Raw genomic sequence first — 21,734 nt, 5'->3', positions numbered from 1 at the left:
TCCGGCGGCTGGATGCTTCAGCCTGCCTTCATGGCAGCGCCCATCGCCTCGGCGATCAGCGCGAAATCATGCGCCGTAATTTCGAACAGGCCAAAGCGCAGTTGATAACCCCAGTTCGATTTGCCCGCGGTGAAGTCGAGCTGCTGGAGCAGCGGCTTGATCGGCGCCTCCTCGGCCTTGGCCCATTCGACATCCCTGCGGAACGGCGTGAAGCCACCGCCCATGTCGCCCTGATAAGGCTCGCCTTCGCGCACGGTGCCGATTGCCGTGAAGGCCTGCAGGCCGTCCTTCTCGCGCAGAATTGTGGTCGGCGAGTAGTAGATGATGCCGTCGCCGGGCTTGATGCGGCGCAAAGGTGCCGCCTTGCCGTGGTTGACCTGCATGAAGCCGGCCTCGCGGCCGCGCCGGACATGTTCGGCGGAAGCGACCGCGATCCAGTGCGCACTCATTTCTGTTCTCCATTGGCCTGTTCCCCATTGGCCTGTTCTCCGTCGTTCAGCCAGTAGACGCGCAGCCGGTGCTTGTCGGGATCGAGCGCAACGAAGGTGCGGCCGAAGTCCATGTCGGTCGGCGTCTGCAGAACGGTCAAGCCGCGTCCTGCCCAGTCCGTGTAGGCGGCGTCCACCGCATCAGGCCGGTCCAACGCGAAGACGAGCTCCGCACCGCCGCCCGCGGCCGCGGCCGACGGCTCCACCGTGTGGCGCGACCACAGGCCGAGCTTGAAGCCATTGTCGAGCACGAACAGCACGAAGGTCGGCGACGTCTCCACCGGCTGGCGTCCCAGCAGCGCACCGTAGAAGGCGCCGCTCCGCTCCGGGCTGTCGACATAAAGGATGACGAAATTGGGGGTGTTCATGTCTGCTCTCCAGGGTTTCGATTGGAGGAGCATAGGTGACCCCACTGTCAGATTCTGGCAGCAGCGTCTTGTGGGCGCGTGGAAAGGAGCATTAAGCGCCAGGCTGGCGCTTCGGTGCGTCCAGCGTCGCGCGCCATTCCTTCAGCAGCGCCTGCCGACGACGCGGATAGCGGATATACGTGGTGTTGAGCCCCGACATCCGGTCGGCGCGAAAATGTCTGAAATCCTGCCGCGTCTCGCACCAGGCCACCACCACCCGCACCTTGTCGAAAAAGCCGAGCGCGAATGGCCAGATCAAGCGCTCGGAGGCGGCGCCGCCGGCGTCGCGGTAAAGAAAGCCGAGTTTTCTCTCGTTGCGGATCGCCTGGCGCACCAGGCCAAGGTCGATGCTTTCGACAGCATCGCCGTGCGGCCCGACCAAAAGCGCGGTCGCATCGAGGTCCTCGCGCAGATCATCCGGCAGCACAGCGGCGATCTTGGCCAGCGCGTCGGTGGCGGCGGCCGACAGCCGCTTGTCCGGTTGTCTGGCAACCCAACGCGATCCCAGAACGATGGCCTCGATCTCCTCGTCGGTGAACATCAGCGGCGGCAGCATGAAGCCGGGTTTCAGCACATAGCCCAGCCCAGCCTCGCCCTCGATCGGCGCGCCTTGCCCCTGCAGCGTGGCAATGTCGCGGTAGAGCGTTCGGATCGAAACGTCCATCTCGCCGGCAAGCGTGCGACCGCTCACCGGCCGGCGATGCCGGCGCAGGATCTGGATCAAGTCGAGCAGGCGTTCGGAACGGGACATGATTCCAGATTTGCCTGTTTCCTCAGCGAGGTCCACCACCTCAGACATTCGCACGCTGGACCATTTTGTTTGCGCAGCCGGTGACCCTATGTCAAAAGCGGCCTGCCGCCTCCGGAGACGCTCCTGCTTGAAGTCTTTTCGCGACAAACGCCGCGACAACCGTCCGCCCGCAAAGCGCAGGACCGAACACGCGCGGCCGCAGCCGGGCACCGTACCAGTCCGACCCGAAGCCAGACAGCCACGCCACGAAACAAAACCGGACGACCGGTCTGATCCGAAGCCCGCCCCCCGTATCCTGGCGCGTCGCGAAGGCGTCCTGCCCACTGAGCGCCTGCCGGTGATCCTCGAAGTTGCGCCAAATCAGGATTATGCACTGCTCGACAGCGGCGCCGGCGAAAAGCTCGAACAATACGGCCCCTACCGCATCGTGCGGCCCGAGGGACAGGCGATCTGGCAAAAGGCCTTGCCCGCCAGGGACTGGGACCGAGCCGACGCCATCTTCACCGGCGATACCGACGAAGAAGGCATCGGCCGCTGGCGTTTTCCGAAGGTGCCGCTGGGCGAGACCTGGCCGATGAGGCATGACGGCATCGACTATCTCGGCCGCTTCACCTCGTTTCGCCATGTCGGCGTCTTCCCCGAGCAGGCTTCGCACTGGGACCATATGGCCAGCCAGATCGTGGCGGCCAAGCGCCCGGTCAAGGTGCTGAACCTGTTCGGCTATACCGGGCTCGCGTCTCTGGTGGCCGCCCGTGCCGGCGCCGAGGTCACCCATGTCGATGCCTCCAAGAAGGCGGTCGGCTGGGCGCGCGAAAACCAGGAAATGGCCGGTCTCGGCAGCAAGCCGATCCGCTGGATCGTCGACGATGCTGTGAAATTCGCCGAGCGCGAAGAGCGCCGCGGCAGCCGCTACGACATCATCCTGTTCGACCCGCCCGCCTATGGCCGCGGCCCCAAGGGCGAGGTCTGGCAATTGTTCGAGGACCTGCCCGGCCTGACCGATCTTTGCCGCGCGATCCTGACGCCGAAACCGCTCACCGTGGTGCTGACCGCCTATTCCATCCGCGCCTCCTTCTTCGCCATCCATGCCTTGATGCGCGACACCTTTGCCGGCATGGGCGGCACGGTTGAATCAGGCGAACTGATCATCCGCGAGCAGTCCGCCGGGCGGGCGCTGTCGACATCGCTGTTTTCGCGCTGGGTGGCCTGAATGCCCCGGAGACCTGAATGCCCGGGAGTCCCGAATGAATGAGCGGCACATCGGCGCGCCCGGGCAGGTCAAGGACGTCACCAGCCTTGCCAATCCGCTGATCAAGGACATCAAGGCGCTCGCCCAGAAGAAATTCCGCGACCAGCAGAACGCCTTCATGGCCGAAGGGCTGAAGCTGGTCATCGACGCCCTCGACCTCGGCTGGTCGATCAGGACGCTGGTTTTCGCCAAGGCCGGACGCGGCAATGCGGCGATCGAAAAGGTGGCGGCGCGCACGGTTGCCGCCGGCGGCACCGTGCTCGAAGTGTCCGAAAAAGTGCTGGTCGCCATCACCCGCCGTGACAATCCGCAAATGGTGGTCGGCGTCTTCCGGCAAAAACTGCTGCCGCTAAGAGACATCCGCGCTCACGACGGCGACGTCTGGGTGGCGCTCGACCGGGTGCGCGATCCCGGCAATCTCGGCACCGTCATCCGCACCGTCGATGCCGTCGGCGCCAAGGGCGTCATCCTGGTCGGCGAGACTACCGATCCTTTTTCTGTCGAGACCGTGCGCGCCACCATGGGCTCGATCTTCGCCGTGCCGGTGACCAAGGCGACGCCGGAAGCATTTCTGGCTTGGCGAAACAGCTTCTCGGGCCTGGTGGTCGGCACCCATCTGAAGGGTGCGGTCGACTACCGCTCGGTCGATTTCTCCCGAGGACCGGTGCTCTTGATGATGGGCAATGAGCAGCAGGGCCTGCCCGACAATCTGGCGGAAAGCTGCGACCGGCTGCTGCGGATTCCGCAGGCCGGCCGCGCCGATTCACTCAATTTGGCGGTCGCCACCGGAATCATGCTGTTCGAGATCCGGCGCGGCGCGCTGAAACTTGCCCCCGAGGACGCCACATCGTGAAATCATGGTCTCCCTATGCGCTGCTGGTGGTGGTGGCAATCGCGCTCGACCAGTGGATAAAGCATCTGATCGAGACCGGCCTCGTCTTCCAGGAAAAGCTCGACCTGGTGCCATTCCTGGCGCTGTTTCGCACCTACAATACCGGCATCGCCTTCTCGATGTTCTCGTCCTTCGGCGACACCGGCCTGGTCGTCATCGCGGTCGTGGTCGTTGCCTTCGTGCTTTATCTGGCGACGCGCACGCCCTCCGGCCATGTGCTGGCCCGCATCGGCTTTGCCCTGATCATCGGCGGCGCGATCGGCAATCTGATCGACCGCGCCGTCTACGGCCACGTCATCGACTATATATTGTTCCACACGCCGGTATGGTCCTTCGCCGTCTTCAACCTTGCCGATGCCTTCATTTCGGTCGGCGCGGCGCTGGTCGTCTTCGACGAGTTCATCGGCTGGCGGCGCGAGGCCAAGCCGCAAGGCCCAGAAGCCTGACGGCCCGACTCTTTTGACCAATTGACCTCGCCGGACGGTCGCCGCACAGTTCGGCCAGAGCCAGCCAATGCCGACCGCCAGCCTTTGCGAAGCCGAGGAGAAGAGATGCCTGAAACCTTCAAAGCCATCCTCGTTTCGCGCGACGCCGAAAAGAAGCAATCGGTCGAGATCGTCGATTTCGGCGAAGCCGATCTGATGGAAGGCGACGTAACTGTCGCGGTCGAGGCGACGACGGTCAACTACAAGGACGGGCTGGCCATCACTGGGAAAGCGCCAGTGATCCGCCGCTGGCCGCTGGTGCCGGGCATTGATTTCGCCGGAACCGTCCTCTCCTCATCGCATGCCGACTGGCGCAAGGGCGACAAAGTCATCCTCAATGGCTGGGGCGTCGGCGAGACGCATTTCGGCGCCTATGCCGGGCGCGCGCGCGTCAACGGCGACTGGCTGGTGCCGTTGCCCGACGGCATCAGCGCGCACGATGCGATGGCGGTCGGCACCGCCGGCTATACGGCCATGCTCAGCGTCATGGCGCTGGAGCGGCACGGCATCCTGCCGGATCGCGGCCCGGTGGTAGTGACGGGTGCGGCCGGCGGCGTTGGGTCGGTCGCGGTCTCGATCCTGTCCAGCCTTGGCTATCACGTCATCGCCTCGACCGGCCGCAACGCCGAAAGCTCCTATCTGATCGACCTCGGTGCCGCCGAAGTGATTTCGCGCGAGGAACTCTCCCAGCCGGCCAAGCCGCTGGCAAAGGAGCGCTGGGCCGGCGGCATCGATGCCGTCGGCAGCCACACGCTGGCCAATGTGCTGTCGATGACCGCCTATGGCGGCGCGGTCGCCGCCTGCGGCCTGGCGGGTGGCATGGATCTGCCGTCGAGCGTCGCCCCGTTCATCCTGCGCGGCGTCTCGCTGCTCGGCATCGATTCAGTGATGGCGCCAAAGGCTGTGCGGCTGGAAGCCTGGCGCCGCATCGGCAGCGATCTTGATCTCAAGAAGCTCCCCGGCCTGTCGACGACCATCGGCTTCGACGGCATCATCACCGCCGCCCATGACATCGTCGAGGGCAAGATCAGGGGCCGCGTGGTTGTCGATATGTGAGGCTCCCGAAGCATGATCCCGAAAGGGAATCAGGTTTCGGAAAAGATCAGGCGATGCGGAAAACCGCCAAAAATGCATGACCGCTAAAATTCGAACGATCCGCCGCGCTTTTCCATAATCTCTATCTGGCAAGGAGTTCCGCATGATCGCGGAGTCCGCCAGGAAAGAGAAGAGCCGCGCCGAAAGCATCGACGGGCCGAACCCGGCGACGCCCAAGCGGCAGCATGTTGCCGCGCCGCCGCTGGCGCCGGATTTTCCGCGCGCCACGCACGAGGGCCTGCTGTTCCTGACGGTCGTCGCCAGCGTCGTGCTGGCGGGCCTGTCTCACCTCACCGGCGCGCCGATCTTCATCACCCTCGGTCTGCTGGCGACCGGCCTTGCCGGCGTCGCCATGCACCTGCGCAACCGCCGCACCGTCCACCGCGCGACGGCCTTGCTCGACGAAACCGCCGCCCGCAGCCGCGCCGAGATCGAGACGCTGGCCGACCGCATGTGGGAGATGCAGGAGAGCGAGGAGCGTTTTCGCGGGCTGATCGATGCGCTCGGCGATCTCGTCGTCCACCGCGACCGCGACGGCCACATCGTCTATGCCAACATGGTTTTCGCCGGCCTTGTCGGAACCGATCAGCGCGACCTTGCCGGCAGGACTCTGGCCGACCTCGGCATCGATGTCGGTATCGTTCCCGACGCCGCCTTTTCGGATCACGAATGCCTGAGTTCCACCGACGTCTCCATCCGCACGCCGAACGGTCCGCGCTGGTTCTCGTGGATCGAACTGTCGGTGCGCGACAAGGATAGCGGCGCCGTCTCGCACCGGGCGATTGCCCGTGACATCACCGCCCGCAAGCGCGCCGAATCCTCGTTGATCACCGCGCGCGAGCGCGCCGAATATGCCAGCCAGGCCAAGTCGCGCTTCCTCGCCACCGTCAGCCATGAGATCCGCACGCCGATGAACGGCATCATGGGCATGGCCAAGCTTCTGGCTGACACCAATCTGTCGCCCGAGCAGCGCACCTATGTCGGCGCTGTCTCGACCTCGGCCAGCGCCCTTTTGGCGCTCATCGAGGATTTGCTCGACTATTCCAAGATAGAGGCCGGCCGTTTCGACCCGGAGCCGCAGCCGACATCGCTGCGCGAAATCGCCGACAACATCATCGAACTGATGGCGGCGAAAGCCTTCGCCAAGAACATCGGCCTCGGCTGTCATGTCGAGCCCGACGTGCCACAGATGATCATGGCCGATCCGGGAAGAGTCAGGCAGGTGCTGCTCAACCTGATCGGCAATGCGATCAAGTTCACTGACACCGGCGGCGTGCTGGTTTCGGTTGCACGGGCCCGCACCGAGACCAGCGACCGCATCTGCTTCACCGTCGCCGACACCGGCCCTGGCCTGCGCGAAGAGGATATGGAGCGCATCTTCGAGGAGTTCGAACAGTCCGACGGCACCTCGACCCGCACCCATGGCGGCGCCGGCCTCGGTCTGGCCATATCGAGGCGCCTGGTCGCCGCCATGGGCGGTGCCATTTCGGTGTCGAGCCGGCTTGGCGAGGGATCGGAATTCGTCTTCGAGATCCCGGCCGCAGGAGCAACCGAAGCACCGCAGAACCGGCAGAACATCCTGGCCGGCCGGCGCGCCGTGATCGTGTCGAAGAACGCCGTCGAGGCCGACGCCATCGCCCGCACCATCCGCGCCCATGGCGGCGCCGTCGACGTCGCCGCAACCGCTTCCCAGGCGACGCCCTTCGCCGAACATTGCGATGTGCTGTTGATCGACGCGGCCCTGGAGGACGGCGACGGCAGACTGCTCAAGCGCCTGCGCCAGAGTGGCTTTGCCGATTGCGAGGCGATCACGCTGATCGCGCCGACCGACCGCGGCATGCTTGGCGAATTCCGCACCAGCGGCTACGCCACCTTCCTGGCGAGGCCGGTGCGCGGCGAAACCCTGCTGCGCGTGCTGCTGACCAGTCATGCCCCTGCCTTGCCGCCGCCCAAGCCGGAAAAGACCGGCGCGTCCTCGCTTCGTGCCCATGGCGGGCGCCAGCAAGGTTTGTCGGTGCTGATCGCCGAAGACAACGACATCAACGCCATGCTTGCCCGCGCCACGCTTTTGAAGGCGGGACATCGCGTGAAAGTGGTCGGCAATGGCAAGGCCGCGGTCGAGGCGGTGACCGAAGCCGGGCTGAAAAATCGCTTCGATGTGGTGCTGATGGATTTGCACATGCCGGTGATGGACGGGCTGGACGCGATCGCCGCCATCCGCCGCCACGAAGAGGAAATGGCTGTGCCGCCGGTGCCAATCATGGTGCTTTCGGCCGACAGCCAGGAAAAGACCCGCCACGCCGTGCTCGCCCATGGCGCCAGCGGCTTCGTCACCAAGCCGCTCGATCCCGACGCGCTGGTCCATGCCGTCGAGGGCCAGGTGGCCGCCTGAAGCGACGCTGGAGAAATCCTCGCGTCACGTAGGTAGCCGAATGAGGGTTTTCGCCAGCCGACGAAGTATTGCCCGTCGCGCCGTATCACGGTACTGTCACAATCCTGTTGCACCTACACCGTATCCCCGTGCCAAGAGGGATGGCTCGAAGGAGAATCACTCGTGCATACAGTTATGCCGGAATGTGACACTCGGCCCAGCGCAGGCGGCGCTTTGCTCGCCGCGCGGAACGCCGATGCCGTCGCAACAGGCGCACCGCTGGGCCGTATCGGCAATCTCGAAGTGCGGCTTGCCCGCAATGAGGCCGAGATCGCCGCCGCGCAGGAAGTGCGCTACCGGGTGTTTTATGACGAGCTTGGCGCCAGGAAGGACCTGTTCCAGGCGCAGGACCGGCGCGACGCCGACCGCTTCGACCCGCTGTGCGACCATCTCCTCGTGCTCGACACTTCGATCTCCGGCCCCGAGCATCGCCGCATCGTCGGCACTTACCGCCTGCTGCGGCAAGAGATTGCGGCGACCGCCGGCGGCTTCTATTCCGAAGGCGAGTTCGAACTGACCAAGCTGATCGCCCGCCATCCCGGCCAGCGCTTCCTTGAGCTCGGCCGCTCCTGCGTGCTGCCGGAATACCGCTCGAAGCGCACCATCGAGGCGCTGTGGCAAGGCATCTGGGCCTACATCAACCACTATGAGATCGGCGTGATGACCGGTTGTGCCTCGTTCCCTGGCACGGTGCCGGCTGCGCATGCCGAGGCGCTCACCTACCTTGCCCATCACTGCCGGACCAACTCCGCCTGGGATGTGCGGGCGGTCTCCGGCCGCTATTGCTCGATGGATCTGATGCCGATCGAGGCAGTCAACGCCAAGGCGGCGATCGCGGCCATGCCGCCGCTGGTCAAGGGCTATCTGCGCGTCGGCGCCCGCATCGGCGACGGCTGCGTCATCGACCGTGAGTTCTCCACCGTCGATGTGTTCGTGGTGATGCCGGTCAAGGAAATCGGCGCCCGCTACGTCAACTATTATGGCGGGGAAGCGCAGCGCTTTGCGGCGTGAGGCAGTAGGCAGTAGGCAGTAGGCAGTGCAGTAGTGAAGGCTGCCGCGAATTTCTGACTACCGACTATTCCCTATTCCCTATTCCCTATTCCCTCTCCCTACGGAATATCCTCCGGTCGCCGTCCCGGGCGGCTCTTGTAGGACGGAAAGGTCCAGCCGAATTTCAGCGCGCCGCCGCGCACCAGGAAAGCCGCGACGAAGCCGGCAATATCCGAGGCGAGCGGCGGCAGGCCGGCAAGATCGCCAAGTGTGTAGAGGCCGGCGCCCGCGAGTGCGGCGGTGACGTAGATTTCGGGCCTGAGCAGCACCGATGGCTCGCCGGCCAGCAGATCGCGCAGGATGCCGCCAAATGTGGCGGTCAACACGCCCATAACAACGGAGACGACCGGCGAGCCGGTGATGGCCAGCCCCTTGGCCGCGCCCATTACGGAAAAGGCCGCCAATCCGATGGCGTCGAGCCAGAGCAGCCATTTCCAGCGGGATTCGACGCGGTGGGCGATGAAGAAGACCAGCACCGCAACCGCCGCGCAAACCAGCACATAGCCGGAGTCGGCGACCCAAAAGACGGGCAGGTTGAGGATGACGTCGCGAAGCGTGCCGCCGCCAATGCCGGTGACGCTGGCCAGAAACAGGAAGCCGATAATGTCGAGCTGCTTGCGCGAAGCCGCCAACGCCCCGGTCGCGGCAAAGACGGCGACGCCGGCATAGTCGAGGAGGTCGATGGGTGTCAGGGACATGAGGTAGTAGGGATTGGGAATTAAGGAAAGTATGAATAACACGAAGCCGCGCGATTGATACGCCTGCCTATTCCCTATTCCCTATTCCCTATTCCCTATTCCCTATTCCCTACTGCCTACCCTACTCACGCATCCTTCTCGGCCTGCTCGTTCACCGGCCCCGGCTCGACCGGCGCTTCGGTGGCCGCGATCTTGGGGCCGCCCTTGGCGACCCCGACCATGGCCGGCCGCAGCACGCGCTCGCCGATCGAATAGCCCGGCTGCACGACCTGGACGACGGTGTTGGCCGGCACATCGGGATTGGGCACTTCGAACATCGCCTGGTGGAAATTCGGGTCGAACTTCTCACCTTCCGGTTCGAGCTTCTTCACCCCATGCCGTTCCAGCGTCGACAGCATGGCGCGCTCGGTGATCTCGACGCCGTCGATCAGCGCCTTGAAGCCGGCATCTCCGGCCGCTTTCGCCTCGGCGGGGATAGCATCGAGCGCGCGGCGCAGATTGTCCGACACCGACAGCATGTCGCGGGCGAAATTGGCCACCGCATAGGCGCGCGCATCATGCACGTCGCGGGCGGTGCGGCGGCGCAGATTCTCCATCTCGGCTGCGACGCGCAGCGCGCGGTCCTTCAGCTCCTCGTTTTCCTTCAGCAACCGCACCAGCGCTTCATAGTCGCCGTCGATGCCGCCTTGCGTGCGCTCGGCCTCGGCCGTTTCGATATCCTCGGGCGCGCGTTCGTCTTTTGTCTGGTCGCTCATCGCCATTTCCCGTCATTCGAATGGTTTGGATTTGCGCCCGATATCGAGGTTTGGCGGCCAAAAATCAAGGGGCAAGCCCAGGAGGACGCCCCACAGCAGGCAATGTTGCGGGCAGCCCGTCGGACTTGGTGCGGGGCGCAAGGACGTTCAAAATTAATTCAAACTTTACCGTAACGGCAGCCTTTGCTTGCCAATACCCCGCTATGGGGAACCATTCAAAGCTTGGAGGAGTTTTGAAACCGACACAGGATTTGAGACAATGGACCGCAATACTGGCAACAGAAGCGAAGAGCTCGCCGCCGACATCAGGCGCCAGTTCGGCACCGAGGCGACGACGCGCTTCTTGCGCACCTTGCCGGCCTTCCGCACCGAGGCCGACATTCCCGCCCGTTTCCGGGACCTGCTCGACCGGCTGGACGGCATAGAAGCCAGCATGGCCGGCGGCCAACGCCGTCAATAGCGATGCTATCGCGCGACAATTACGCGCAGTAATTTTGCGTGAGCTTTTCCTTGCGGCAGCGGGACGCCCCGCCTATGCTTCCTGATGAACATGATTTCCCCCGAGACGGCCGCCAACAGCAAGCGCGCCTGGTTGAAGATCCTGGCGCGCTACAAGAAGCCCGACCGGCGACGCAGCACTCTTGAACTCGCCATCACCCTTATTCCTTTCGTTACGCTGTGGGCGCTGTCTTCGGCAGCCTATTCCTATGGCCACTGGTGGGGCTTGATCCTGATCCTTCCCGCCGCCGGTTTTCTGGTGCGGATCTTCATGATCCAGCACGATTGCGGCCACGGCTCCTTCTTCGCCAACCGCACTGCCGACGACTGGATCGGCCGCGCGCTCGGCGTGCTGACGCTGACCCCTTACGATTGCTGGCGCCGCGCGCACGCCACCCATCACGCCAGCGCCGGCAATCTTGACGAGCGCGGCATGGGCGATATCAGGACGTTGACGGTTGCTGAATACCGGCAGCTGTCTTGGCGGGGACGCCTTGCCTATCGTCTCTACCGCCATCCCCTGGTGATGTTCGGCCTTGGCCCGATCTGGCTGTTCATCTTCGAGCAGAGGCTGCCGGTCGGCATGATGCGCGGCGGCCTGACGCCCTGGGTGTCGTCGATGACCACCAATCTCGGCATCGCGGTCGCGGCAGCGCTGCTTATCTGGCTGGTCGGCCCCGGCGCTTTCCTGATCGTCCATTTGCCGATCGTGATCCTGGCCGGATCGGCCGGAATCTGGCTGTTCTACGTCCAGCACCAGTTTGAGGAGACGGAATGGGCGAAGGACGAAGAGTGGGAATTCCAGCGTGCCGCCCTGCACGGCTCGTCCTATTATGATTTGCCGCCGGTGCTGAACTGGTTCACCGGCAATATCGGTGTCCATCACGTGCACCATCTCTCCGCCAAGGTGCCGGGCTACCGGCTGCAGGAAGTGCTGCGCGACTATCCGGAATTGCGCGGCATCGGCCGCGTCACGCTTCTCGACAGCCTGCGCTGCGTAAAGCTGGCGCTATGGGACGAGAATCGCCGCAAGCTGATCTCGTTTCGCGAAGCGCGGGCCTTGGCCTGAAAGCAATCCCAGCAAAGTGTGATGCGGTTTTCCCGGGCTTTCGCTTGGGAATTCCGTAAGACAAAGAAATAATCCGCCGCATCAAAGGCGCGGCGGCATCTCCCAAAAACCGGCTCAGGCAGCCTTGCGTTAGTCGCGCATCATCTTGCAGCCCTGATCATGTCTGCCGCCTTTCGGCGATCATGATGGTCGGCGCATTGGTGTTGCCGCCGATGAGCGCCGGTTCCTCCCTCGCGCCCGGCGGATATTTCCGTCCGGACAGCCAAGAGAAGGCCCGATCACAGTCTTTGTAAAGACAGGCGAAATTACCGCTGCGTCAGCTGTTGCGAACGCGCCGCCAGGAGTATTTCGGCCCCTTCGGCTCCGACGCTTCGGTCGGCTGATAGTAAAGGCCCAGCCCGCCTGTGCGGCCTTCTTCGAGGCGCTTCAGCAGAACCGGGTTGGAGATCTCGAACTCGTCGAAGCCGAGGCGCAGCATATGCGGCAGCTGGTCGACGAGCACCTGGCCCGTGGCGCGGACCGAGCCCTCGAAATCGTAGCGGCTGCGCAGCAATTCGCCCTTGGAAAACGAGCGGCCGTCGCTGAAGGCCGGAAAGGCCAGCGCCACCAGCGACAGCTGGTCGAGCAGATCCACGATCTTTTCCAGCTGGTCGCCCGGCAGCAATGCGACGCCCAGCCGCTCCTTGGCCGAGCGCCGCACTTCGGCATCGAGGCCGAGAAATGCCTGCAACGGCAGGATGAAGCGGCCATTGCCCGCCAGTGCATCCGCACTTTCGGCATGTGTCCACTCGTCCTCCCGAAAACCCGTCCGGGTCCAGAGGCGGGTCTCCGCTGTCGTCGGTTCAGTCATCGAAAATTCCTAAAAGCCCCAAAATCGAAGTCCGCGAAAGCCGGTCCACACGAAACCGGCGGCCTCCGGGCGGAAGCCGCCGTTGCAGGCCAACCTCACCTGAATATCACCATAGCTTAAAGGGATGCGTCGGTCAGCGACACTTCCAGTCCCGACAGATGGATGCCGCACTCGGTCTTGGCATGACCGGCCCAGCGTCCGCTGCGCGCATCTTCGCCCGGCTGCACCGGCTGCGTGCATGGGAAGCAGCCGATCGACAGATAGCCGTACGCAACCAGCGGATTTTCGCGCAGCGCATGCGCGCGCATGTAGTCGGCCTGATCGGTTGTCGTCCAGTGCGCCAGCGGATTGATGCGTACGCGCGGGCCGACCGCCTCGAACACCGGCAGCGCGGCTCGCGTCGCCGCCTGGAAGCGCTTGCGGCCGGTCAGCCAGGCCCGGAAGGGGGCGACGCCGCGCGCCAGCGGCTCGACCTTGCGCACGTCGCAGCAGGCATCAGTGTTGCTCTGGTGCAGATTGCCGGTCGGATCGACCCGCTCGAGCGCCGCGTCTTCGGGCTTGATCACCCTGATGTTGGTCAGCCCGAAATCGGCGACCAGCGCATCGCGATAGCCCAGCGTCTCTTCGAAATGCTTGCCGGTGTCCAGGAAGATGACCGGCAGCGTGCGGTCGACCTTGGCGATCATATGCAGCAGGACGGCGGAATCCGCGCCGAAGGACGACACGGCGGCGATCTCGTCATGAAACAATTCGCTCGCCGCGCGTTCGATGATGTCGAGCGGGCTCAGATGTCCATACAGCGCGTCGAAGCCCGCCGCTTTGGCGGCGATGCTGTCGTCGACGTCGACGATGCGGTCAAGCGGCTTTGGTTTCGCCAGCATAGAGCGCCTCCTTGAACGGCCCGGGACCGACACGGCGGTAGGCGTCGATAAAACGTTCACTGGGACCGAGCCGAAGGCCGAGATAGGTGTCGACGATCTGCTCGATGGCGTCCGTGATCTCTTCCGAAGAGAAGCCGCGGCCGATGATTTCGCCAACCGAGGTGTTCTCGTCGGCCGATCCGCCAAGCGTCACCTGGTAGAGTTCGGAGCCTTTCTTCTCGACGCCGAGGATACCGATATGGCCGACATGGTGATGTCCGCAGGCATTGATGCAGCCGGAAATCTTCAGCTTCAATTCGCCGATCTCGCGCTGCCGCTCCAGCGAGGCGAAGCGAAGCGAAATCTCCTGCGCGATCGGGATCGAGCGCGCTGTCGCCAGCGCGCAATAATCGAGGCCAGGGCACGCGATGATGTCGCTGATCAGGTTGGAATTGGCCGTCGCGAGGCCAATGTCGACCAAAGCGTCGTAGACCGCTTTCAAATCGGCGCGCGCCACATGCGGCAGGATCAGGTTCTGCTCATGGCTGACGCGCAGTTCGTCGAACGCGTATTTCTCGGCGATGTCGGCGACCGCTTCCATCTGGCTGTCGGTGGCATCGCCCGGCACTTCGCCGATACCTTTCAGCGAAATCGTCACCGCGGCATAGTCGGGATGGCGATGCGTCACGACATTCTGGTCGAGCCAATCCGAGAAGCTTTTGGAATCGAGCCGCGCCAGCTTGATCGCCGCGTCGCCTTCCGGCCGGGCGGTCAGTGCCGGCGGCGCGAAATAGGCGTCGATGGCACGGATGTCGGCTTCCGGCAGCTTCAGCTCGGCGTCCTTCAGCTCCTGCCATTCGGCCTCGACCTGCCGGGTGATTTCCTCGACGCCGGTCTCGTGGACGAGGATCTTGATGCGCGCCTTGTACTTGTTGTCGCGGCGGCCATAGAGGTTGTACACGCGCAGGATCGCCGTGCAGTAGGACAGCAGGTCGGCTTCCGGCAGGAAGTCGCGGATCTTGCGCGCCACCATCGGCGTGCGGCCCTGGCCGCCACCGACATAGACGGCAAAGCCGAGCTCGCCGGCGGCGTTCTTCTTCAGATGCAGACCGATATCATGCGTCTGGATGGCGGCGCGGTCGCGCTCGGCCCCGGTCACCGCGATCTTGAACTTGCGCGGCAGGAACGAGAATTCCGGATGCACAGACGACCATTGCCGCAGGATCTCGGCATAGGGGCGCGGATCAGCGACCTCGTCGGCGGCGGCGCCGGCAAAGTGATCGGCGGTGACGTTGCGGATGCAATTGCCGCTGGTCTGGATGGCATGCATCTCGACGCTGGCGAGATCGGCCAGGATCGCCGGAATGTCGGACAGCGCCGGCCAGTTGAACTGGATGTTCTGGCGCGTGGTGAAGTGGCCGTAGCCCTTGTCGTATTTGCGCGCGATGTGGCCGAGCATGCGCAGTTGCGCGCTGTTCAGCGTGCCATAGGGCACCGCGATGCGCAGCATGTAGGCGTGCAGCTGCAGGTAGACGCCGTTCATCAGCCGCAGCGGCCGGAACTGATCCTCGGTGATCTCGCCGGACAGCCGGCGTTCGACCTGGTCGCTGAACTCGGCGACGCGGGCCTGGACAAAATCGTGGTCGAACTCATCGTAGCGGTACATGTTTCGTCTTTCAGGGCGCGTCCGCCCGTATTTTGTTACGCTGCCCGCGCAGCCTGCTTGCCCAGATCTTCCCGGATGGTCGGGCCGGCGGCGCGGATCTTTTCGCGCAAGCGTACCGGCACGACGACGCCATTGATGACTTCAACGTCGATCAGATTGACGTCGACAACCTGATTGTTGGCGTTGGCCTTGGCGCCGATTGCTTCCAGCCTGTCCTCTGCCGCTTGGTCATGGGCAAGGTCGGCATGGTCGACCGTCTCGGCCCAGCCGCCATCGGCGTACCAGACGGCGATGCCGTCGGAGAGGCGGTTTGCGGTCAGTATCTTCATGGCTCGACCTCTGCGTCGGCCGCGTTGGCGGCGCCCTCATAGTTATGTGCCGCGAGCGGCTCGGAACGTTCAAAGTTGGCGCCGGCAACCGCGTCGCCGATGATGGTCATCACCGGACCGGCCAGATCGGCGCGCTCTTCCAGCGACGGCAAATCGGCCAGTGTGCCGTGGAAACGGCGGCGGTTCTGCAAGCTGGCATTCTCGACCACGGCAACCGCCGTGTCCGGCGACAGGCCGGCCTCGATCAGTCGTCCGGCGACTTCGGCGGCGACCGAGCGGCCCATATAGACGGCGACGGTGGCGCCGGAAATGGCGAGCTTGGCCCAATCCGGCAGCGAATTGCCCTTCAGATCATGGCCGGTGGTGAACACCATCGACGAGGAGACGCCGCGCAGCGTCAGCGGCAGCTCGAAGTCGGCGGCGGCGGCAAAGGCGGCGGTGACGCCGGGGACGACATCATAGGCGATGCCGGCATCGCGCAGTGCGGCCATCTCCTCGCCGGCGCGGCCGAACACCAGCGGGTCGCCCGACTTCAGCCGCACGACGCGCTTGCCCTGCCTGCCGAGATCGACCAGCAGCGCATTGATCTCGGCCTGGCTCTTGGTGTGGCATCCCTTGCGTTTTCCGACCGGCAGCCGCTCGGCGTCGCGGCGGCCCATGGCGACGATCGCCTCCGGCACCAGCGCGTCATAGACGATGACGTCGGCTTCCATCAAAAGCCGATGCGCGCGCAGCGTCAGAAGATCCTCAGCACCTGGCCCGGCGCCAACCAACGCGATATGGCCCGAAGCCGGAGCCTTCGACAGCAACAGATCGGCGGCGGCGTCATGCGCCTGCGAAAGCTCGCCGGCTTCGACGGCGCGCGCCGGTGCACCCTGGAAAAAACTGCTCCAGAACTGGCGGCGGGCGTTGCCTTTCGGCAGCAGCTTTTCGGCGGCACCCCGGAACGAGGCGGCAAGCACTGCCAGCGGCCCGAGCGACGGCGACAGCATGCGGTCGATGCGGCTGCGCAGCATCTGCGCCAGCACCGGACCCGCGCCTTCCGTGCCGATGGCGATGGCGACCGGGGCGCGGTTGACCAGCGCCGGGGTGAAGAAATCGCATAGCTCCGGCCGGTCGACGGCATTGACCGGAATGCCAAGGCGGCGCGCATCGTTGGCGACGCGGCGGTCGAGCGTCTCGTCGCCGCTGGCGGCAAACACCAGGACCGCGCCTTCGAGATGCGCGGCGTCGTAGGGGGCGTCGATACGGATGGCGCCGGTCGTGGCGATGAAGCTCAGCAATTCGGCGTCGGCAACATCGGCAATGATGCGAAGCACAGCACTCGACTGATCAAGTAGCCGCGCCTTGGCCAACGCTTCGACGCCGCCGCCGACGATGGCCACGGCTTCGCCTTCGACCCGCATGAAGACCGGGAACGCGGTGAGCTTGGGATTGGCGTGCGGCATGACGAACAGATTCCGGAACAATTCGGCAGTTTTAGGCGCGGACGCGAAAAAGCTGAAGGAACCCACTCGCGCATCCCCTTGCGGGAGGCAATCGCTTTTCCGCAAGCCAAAGGGCCAAGAGAAAAATATTCCACATCCGCATACCAGGCGGATTCAAGCTGCTGCCGCAGGCCTTGTTCTGCGGCTCTTTTATCCGGCAGTCGGCCAAGCTGCAAAATTGTTTTTTCTAAATTCTACCAATTTAGTAGATTAAAGCCGTCACCTCGGACATTGCTCCGATGGACGATAGATCGGGCTCGATATGGCTGTGTGCGATCTCGGCGAACGAAGTGGAACGTTCCCGCTTCGCGACGCGTTCTGCCCCTGCCGTAACAGACAATCGTCGGCTGGATTTGAACCTTCAAACAGGAGCCCGCAAATGAGCAAGATCAACCTGAAACATGGCCTTCTGGTCATGGTGGCCGATGGCGAGAAAGCGCTGTTCCTGAAGAACGAGGGCGACAATCTCTATCCGCACCTGCAGCTCTTCCAGGAGATGAAACAGGACAATCCGGCAACGCGCGAACAAGGCAGCGACAGTCCCGGCCGCTACAATGACGGCCCCTCTGTGCATCGCAGCGCAGTTGAGGAAACCGACTGGCACCGGCAGGGCAAGGAACGCTTTGCCGAAGAGATCGCGGACCGGCTCTACAAGCTCGCCCATCACGGCATCTTCGACGACATCGTGCTGGTCGCGCCGCCGCTGGTGCTCGGCACCATGCGCAAGAAATTGCACAAGGAAGTCACTGACAAGGTGCAGGCGGAGATCCCAAAGACACTGACCAACCGCCCGCTGATCGACATCGAGGCCATGCTGCAGGCGGCGTGACGCTCATCGATCATTCGCTATTGGCGCGCGCAGCGGTTTTGCTGCGCGTGCCTTTCGTTTTCGGTGCCTCTGGCCACCAATTTACGTCTTGCGGGTTGCGTCGCCCGCACCCCCTCCACCATATTGAAAAAGGCGGCGGCTTCGGGCGGCGCACACCCGACATTTCCCGAAAGGCGCTCCATAGACAATGCCGCATGACACGCCCCTTATCGCCACCATCGTCGCCGGTCTGGGGCTGGCATTCATCTTCGGGGCGCTCGCCAACCGTTTTCGCATCCCGCCGCTGGTCGGCTATCTCGTCGCCGGCGTGCTGGTTGGACCGAACACGCCGGGTTTCGTCGCCGATGCCGGTCTTGCCAATGAGCTGGCCGAAATCGGCGTCATCCTGCTTATGTTCGGCGTCGGCCTGCATTTCTCGCTGAAGGATCTTCTCTCCGTCCGCGCCATCGCCGTACCCGGCGCCATCGTCCAGATCGGCTTTGCCACCGCGCTGGGCGCCGGCCTTGCCTGGATGCTCGGCTGGTCGATGGGCGCAGGCCTCGTCTTCGGCCTGGCGCTTTCCGTCGCGTCCACAGTGGTGCTGTTGCGCGCGTTGCAGGAGCGACGGCTGATCGAGACCGAGCGCGGCCGCATCGCCGTCGGCTGGCTGATCGTCGAGGACCTCGCCATGGTGCTGGCGCTGGTGCTTTTGCCGGCGTTGGCCGGCGTGCTCGGCGGCCAGCCGCAGGTCGATGACCATGCGAGCCTTTTGTCGCTGCCGGCCAGCTTCGGCATCTGGGGCGTCGTCGGCCTCACGCTGGCCAAGGTCGTCGCCTTCGTCATCGTCATGCTGGTGGTTGGCCGCCGCGTCATTCCGTGGATCCTGCATTACGTCGCCCATACCGGCTCGCGCGAACTGTTCCGGCTGGCGGTGCTGGCGATCGCGCTCGGCGTCGCCTTCGGCGCCGCCAAACTGTTCGGCGTCTCGCTGGCGCTCGGTGCCTTCTTCGCCGGCATGATCATGAGCGAATCCGAGCTCAGCCACCGCGCGGCGGAGGAATCACTGCCGCTGCGCGACGCCTTCTCGGTGCTGTTCTTCGTCTCGGTCGGCATGCTGTTCGATCCGTTCAGCCTGATGAGCAATGGCTGGCCGATCCTGGCGACGCTGGCCATCATCGTCATCGGCAAGTCGCTGGCCGCCTTCGTTATCGTCATCGCCTTCCGCTATCCGCTGGGAACCGCCTTGATGATCTCGGCCAGCCTCGCGCAGATCGGCGAGTTCTCCTTCATCCTGGCGGAGCTCGGCGTCGGCCTGAAGCTGTTGCCGCAACAGGGACGCGACCTGATCCTGGCAGGCGCCATCCTGTCGATCCTGGTCAATCCGCTGATGTTCCTCGCCCTCGACTGGATGAAGCCATGGCTGGACGCGCGCGCCGCCAAGGCAGCACCACCGGAAGAGGCCAAGCCGGTCGGCCCGGCGACGCAGCCCGGACAAGTGGCCTCGGTGGCCGCTGCTGCCAAAGAGGACGGCCCGCCGCCACGCACAACGCTTTCGGGCCACACCATCCTGGTCGGCTACGGCCGCGTCGGCAGCCTGGTCGGCGCGGCGCTGAAACAGGCATCGCTGCCCTTCCTGGTCATCGAGGACGCCGACAAGACGCTGGCGAGGCTCAGAGACGACGGCGTCGAAATCGTCTCCGGCAATGCGGCCAGCGCGAGCGTGTTTGCCGCCGCCAATCCGCAGGGGGCCAAACGCTTGATCCTTGCCATCCCCAACGCGTTCGAGGCCGGGCAGATCGTGCTCAGGGCGCGCGCCGCCAACCCCGGCATCAACGTCATCGCGCGGGCCCATTCCGATGCCGAGGTCGAGCACCTGATGGGGCTCGGCGCCGACACCGTCATCATGGGTGAACGCGAAATCGCCCGCGGCATCGTGCAAGAAGTGCTGGAGCAAAAGCTGATGCCGCGCCCCGAAGCCATTGAGCCCTCCCCGGCCTGAGGCTTGCCCACAGGCGCGTTGATCACGCCACGAAGGCGGAGCCGCCATTGTGCGCGACGCTGGCGAGATACTTTGCCGGCGGCTTGCCGAGCGCTTTCTTGAACATGGTGATGAAGGCGGTGACGGAGGCGTAGCCGAGATCGCCCGAAACCTGCTGGACACTCGCACCGGAGGCCAGCTCCCGTATGGCGACGATCAGGTGCAATTGCTGGCGCCAGCGGCCGAAGCTCAGTCCGGTCTCCTTCACCACAAGACGGGCGAGACTGCTTTCTGAGAGCGCGACGCGGGTGGCCCACTCGGCAAGCGTGCTGCGGTCGGCAGGGTCTTGCGCCAACGCATCGGCGATCCGCCGCAAGCGCGGCTCGGCGGAGATCGGCAAATGCAGCTGCTGGACCGGCATGCGCGGCAGTTCGGAGAGCAGCATCCCAGTCAAAAGCGCGTCCTTCCCTTCGTCTTCCTCCATGCGGTCGGCCAGCTCGATGATCAATTCGCGCAGCAGTGGCGAGATCGACAGCGTGCAGCACCGGTCCGGCAGATCGGCGGCTCCCGGCTCGATATAGACGAAGAAAATCCGCGCATTGGCGGTCGCGATATTGCTGTGTTCCATGCCGCCGGGAATCCACACCCCGCAATGTGGCGGCACCATCCACAGGCCGCTCGGGACGCGGCATGTGACGCCACCGCCGAGCGCGAAGACGAGTTGGCCCTTGCGGTGCCAATGGGTCGCCACTTCCGCTTTGGTTTCGGTGACATCGACGCGAACCGCAATTGCAGGAGCGATCACATCATCGACGTCGAAATTGACCCAGGGGTAGCGGAGAGGCTGTCTTATGATTGACGGCTTTTAGCGACTATTCGCTATGATAGCTAAATTCTTTGATCCGGGATGTCGATAGGCTCTGGTTCGTGGCTGGCATTTCACAAACCGGCAGGAAGGCTTCCCATGCGCGCCCTCGTCATCTCTCCCGACAGCCCCACCGGACTGACGTTTGCCGAGGCCAACGAACCTCAACCCCTCGCCAACGAAGCGCTTGTCTGCGTCCACGCAACCTCGTTGAACCGCGGCGAACTGCGCCTGCTCACCATACGCCCAAAAGGCTGGATACCCGGCCAGGACATCGCAGGGATTGTCGAACGGGCGGCAGCCGATGGCTCCGGGCCTGCCGTCGGCGCCCGGGTTGTGGCTTTGGTCGACGAGGCCGGCTGGGCGCAACGGGTCGCCGTTCCGACCGACCGCTTCGCCGTCATCCCGGATGAGGTCAGCTTCGTTTCCGCCGCCACGCTTCCCGTGGCGGGCACGACGGCCCTAAGGGTCTTGCGCCATGGCGGCGACCTCGCGGGACAGCAGGTGTTGATCACCGGCGCCAGCGGCGCGGTCGGCCGTTTCCAGATCCAGATCGCCCGCGAGCAAGGCGCCGCGGTGACTGCAATCGCCGCCGCCCGGCACGCCGAGGATCTCCGCGGTCTTGGTGCTCACGAAGTCGTCGAGTCGATCGAACTGGCCGAAGGGCCATTCTCTCTGATCACCGAGTCGGTCGGCGGCCAAAGCCTCGCCCATGCCATCGAACGCGTCGCCCCCGGCGGCACCATCGTCATGTTCGGTTCGAGCAGCGGCGAACTCACGCCGGTTGGCTTCAGACAGTTCGTTCCGGGCCATGAGGGAGCGAGGCTTCAGACTTTCGCCTACTACACATCCGGTCCAGCCATTGGCGCGGACATCGCCTCGCTGCTCGCTCTGGTCGCGGCTGGCCGGCTGGAAACCCGTGTGTCCATGACCGTGCCGTGGACAGACATCGCCCAGGCTCTGGACGCCTTGCGACAGCGCAGCTTCAGCGGCAAGGCTGTTCTCACCATCGCCGAATGAGCA

Annotated in this window: 22 protein-coding genes; 11 read left to right on the top strand and 11 right to left on the bottom strand. The window is 64.5% G+C overall.

Features of this window, described 5'->3' with window-relative positions:
* Nucleotides 1-17 precede the first annotated feature (17 nt).
* From NKH54_RS00870 to NKH54_RS00860, 3 genes are all read right to left on the bottom strand, one after another.
* Complete coding sequence (locus NKH54_RS00870) at nucleotides 18-449, bottom strand: EVE domain-containing protein (protein ID WP_353027573.1); 432 nt, start codon at nucleotides 447-449, stop codon at nucleotides 18-20.
* Nucleotides 446-856 (bottom strand): VOC family protein, encoded by a 411-nt coding sequence (locus tag NKH54_RS00865; protein ID WP_023683064.1) that lies wholly within the window; start codon nucleotides 854-856, stop codon nucleotides 446-448. Before NKH54_RS00865 ends, NKH54_RS00870 begins: the two co-directional genes overlap by 4 nt.
* 91 nt (nucleotides 857-947) lie before the next feature.
* Nucleotides 948-1,646, bottom strand: a complete 699-nt coding sequence (locus tag NKH54_RS00860; protein WP_023683063.1) for a helix-turn-helix transcriptional regulator — start codon at nucleotides 1,644-1,646, stop codon at nucleotides 948-950.
* Between the two features lie 127 nt (nucleotides 1,647-1,773).
* On the opposite strand from NKH54_RS00860, the gene NKH54_RS00855 reads away from it, so the two are divergent.
* The 6 genes from NKH54_RS00855 to olsB all read left to right on the top strand — a co-directional run bounded on the left by NKH54_RS00855 (nucleotide 1,774) and on the right by olsB (nucleotide 8,809).
* On the top strand, nucleotides 1,774-2,856 hold the full coding sequence (locus NKH54_RS00855; protein WP_353027572.1) for an RsmD family RNA methyltransferase: 1,083 nt from the start codon (nucleotides 1,774-1,776) through the stop codon (nucleotides 2,854-2,856).
* A 34-nt stretch (nucleotides 2,857-2,890) separates the two neighbouring features.
* On the top strand, nucleotides 2,891-3,748 hold the full coding sequence (locus tag NKH54_RS00850) for a TrmH family RNA methyltransferase (RefSeq protein ID WP_353027571.1): 858 nt from the start codon (nucleotides 2,891-2,893) through the stop codon (nucleotides 3,746-3,748).
* Nucleotides 3,745-4,233, top strand: coding sequence for a signal peptidase II (gene lspA / locus NKH54_RS00845; protein WP_023669760.1), 489 nt, complete (start codon nucleotides 3,745-3,747; stop codon nucleotides 4,231-4,233). Before NKH54_RS00850 ends, lspA begins: the two co-directional genes overlap by 4 nt.
* Nucleotides 4,234-4,338: 105 nt before the next feature.
* Nucleotides 4,339-5,328 carry an acrylyl-CoA reductase (NADPH) gene (gene acuI, locus NKH54_RS00840; protein WP_023686577.1) on the top strand — a complete coding sequence of 330 codons (990 nt, stop codon included), beginning with the start codon at nucleotides 4,339-4,341 and terminating at the stop codon, nucleotides 5,326-5,328.
* A 142-nt stretch (nucleotides 5,329-5,470) separates the two neighbouring features.
* Nucleotides 5,471-7,759, top strand: coding sequence for a response regulator (locus NKH54_RS00835; protein WP_353027570.1), 2,289 nt, complete (start codon nucleotides 5,471-5,473; stop codon nucleotides 7,757-7,759).
* Between the two features lie 174 nt (nucleotides 7,760-7,933).
* Nucleotides 7,934-8,809, top strand: a complete 876-nt coding sequence (olsB, locus tag NKH54_RS00830; RefSeq protein WP_023683057.1) for a l-ornithine N(alpha)-acyltransferase — start codon at nucleotides 7,934-7,936, stop codon at nucleotides 8,807-8,809.
* Nucleotides 8,810-8,907: 98 nt separating this feature from the next.
* Here the strand turns inward: olsB and NKH54_RS00825 are convergent, their stop codons facing one another.
* Nucleotides 8,908-9,540 (bottom strand): trimeric intracellular cation channel family protein, encoded by a 633-nt coding sequence (locus tag NKH54_RS00825; protein ID WP_353027751.1) that lies wholly within the window; start codon nucleotides 9,538-9,540, stop codon nucleotides 8,908-8,910.
* A gap of 131 nt (nucleotides 9,541-9,671) precedes the next feature.
* The gene (gene grpE / locus NKH54_RS00820) at nucleotides 9,672-10,301 is read right to left on the bottom strand and encodes a nucleotide exchange factor GrpE (RefSeq protein ID WP_023691975.1); all 630 of its coding nucleotides are present in this window, start codon (nucleotides 10,299-10,301) and stop codon (nucleotides 9,672-9,674) included.
* Between the two features lie 259 nt (nucleotides 10,302-10,560).
* Between grpE and NKH54_RS00815 the strand changes: the two genes are divergently transcribed.
* A complete protein-coding gene (locus NKH54_RS00815; protein ID WP_023669766.1) occupies nucleotides 10,561-10,761 on the top strand; it encodes a hypothetical protein in 201 nt (66 codons plus the stop codon).
* 84 nt (nucleotides 10,762-10,845) lie between these two features.
* Complete coding sequence (locus NKH54_RS00810) at nucleotides 10,846-11,868, top strand: fatty acid desaturase (RefSeq protein WP_023691976.1); 1,023 nt, start codon at nucleotides 10,846-10,848, stop codon at nucleotides 11,866-11,868.
* Between the two features lie 316 nt (nucleotides 11,869-12,184).
* On the opposite strand, the gene NKH54_RS00805 is transcribed toward NKH54_RS00810, so the two are convergent.
* The 5 genes from NKH54_RS00805 to cysG all read right to left on the bottom strand — a co-directional run bounded on the left by NKH54_RS00805 (nucleotide 12,185) and on the right by cysG (nucleotide 17,021).
* Nucleotides 12,185-12,718: a DUF934 domain-containing protein gene (locus tag NKH54_RS00805; protein WP_353027569.1), complete on the bottom strand. Its 534-nt coding sequence runs from the start codon at nucleotides 12,716-12,718 to the stop codon at nucleotides 12,185-12,187.
* 116 nt (nucleotides 12,719-12,834) lie between these two features.
* Nucleotides 12,835-13,599, bottom strand: a complete 765-nt coding sequence (locus NKH54_RS00800; protein WP_353027568.1) for a phosphoadenylyl-sulfate reductase — start codon at nucleotides 13,597-13,599, stop codon at nucleotides 12,835-12,837.
* On the bottom strand, nucleotides 13,574-15,244 hold the full coding sequence (locus NKH54_RS00795; RefSeq protein ID WP_353027567.1) for a nitrite/sulfite reductase: 1,671 nt from the start codon (nucleotides 15,242-15,244) through the stop codon (nucleotides 13,574-13,576). Before NKH54_RS00795 ends, NKH54_RS00800 begins: the two co-directional genes overlap by 26 nt.
* A gap of 35 nt (nucleotides 15,245-15,279) precedes the next feature.
* Nucleotides 15,280-15,573 carry a DUF2849 domain-containing protein gene (locus tag NKH54_RS00790; RefSeq protein WP_023669771.1) on the bottom strand — a complete coding sequence of 98 codons (294 nt, stop codon included), beginning with the start codon at nucleotides 15,571-15,573 and terminating at the stop codon, nucleotides 15,280-15,282.
* Nucleotides 15,570-17,021: a siroheme synthase CysG gene (gene cysG / locus NKH54_RS00785; RefSeq protein WP_353027566.1), complete on the bottom strand. Its 1,452-nt coding sequence runs from the start codon at nucleotides 17,019-17,021 to the stop codon at nucleotides 15,570-15,572. Before cysG ends, NKH54_RS00790 begins: the two co-directional genes overlap by 4 nt.
* Before the next feature lie 418 nt (nucleotides 17,022-17,439).
* On the opposite strand from cysG, the gene NKH54_RS00780 reads away from it, so the two are divergent.
* Nucleotides 17,440-17,889 carry a baeRF12 domain-containing protein gene (locus tag NKH54_RS00780; protein WP_353027565.1) on the top strand — a complete coding sequence of 150 codons (450 nt, stop codon included), beginning with the start codon at nucleotides 17,440-17,442 and terminating at the stop codon, nucleotides 17,887-17,889.
* A gap of 187 nt (nucleotides 17,890-18,076) precedes the next feature.
* Nucleotides 18,077-19,867 carry a cation:proton antiporter domain-containing protein gene (locus NKH54_RS00775; protein ID WP_353027564.1) on the top strand — a complete coding sequence of 597 codons (1,791 nt, stop codon included), beginning with the start codon at nucleotides 18,077-18,079 and terminating at the stop codon, nucleotides 19,865-19,867.
* Between the two features lie 22 nt (nucleotides 19,868-19,889).
* Here the strand turns inward: NKH54_RS00775 and NKH54_RS00770 are convergent, their stop codons facing one another.
* On the bottom strand, nucleotides 19,890-20,699 hold the full coding sequence (locus tag NKH54_RS00770; RefSeq protein WP_023828327.1) for an AraC family transcriptional regulator: 810 nt from the start codon (nucleotides 20,697-20,699) through the stop codon (nucleotides 19,890-19,892).
* Nucleotides 20,700-20,810: 111 nt separating this feature from the next.
* Between NKH54_RS00770 and NKH54_RS00765 the strand changes: the two genes are divergently transcribed.
* The gene (locus NKH54_RS00765) at nucleotides 20,811-21,731 is read left to right on the top strand and encodes a zinc-binding dehydrogenase (RefSeq protein WP_023669776.1); all 921 of its coding nucleotides are present in this window, start codon (nucleotides 20,811-20,813) and stop codon (nucleotides 21,729-21,731) included.
* Nucleotides 21,732-21,734 lie beyond the last annotated feature (3 nt).

It is taken from the genome of Mesorhizobium sp. M1004, assembly GCF_040318795.1.
GTDB lineage: Bacteria > Pseudomonadota > Alphaproteobacteria > Rhizobiales > Rhizobiaceae > Mesorhizobium.
This window is presented reverse-complemented; position numbering and strand designations above follow the sequence as displayed.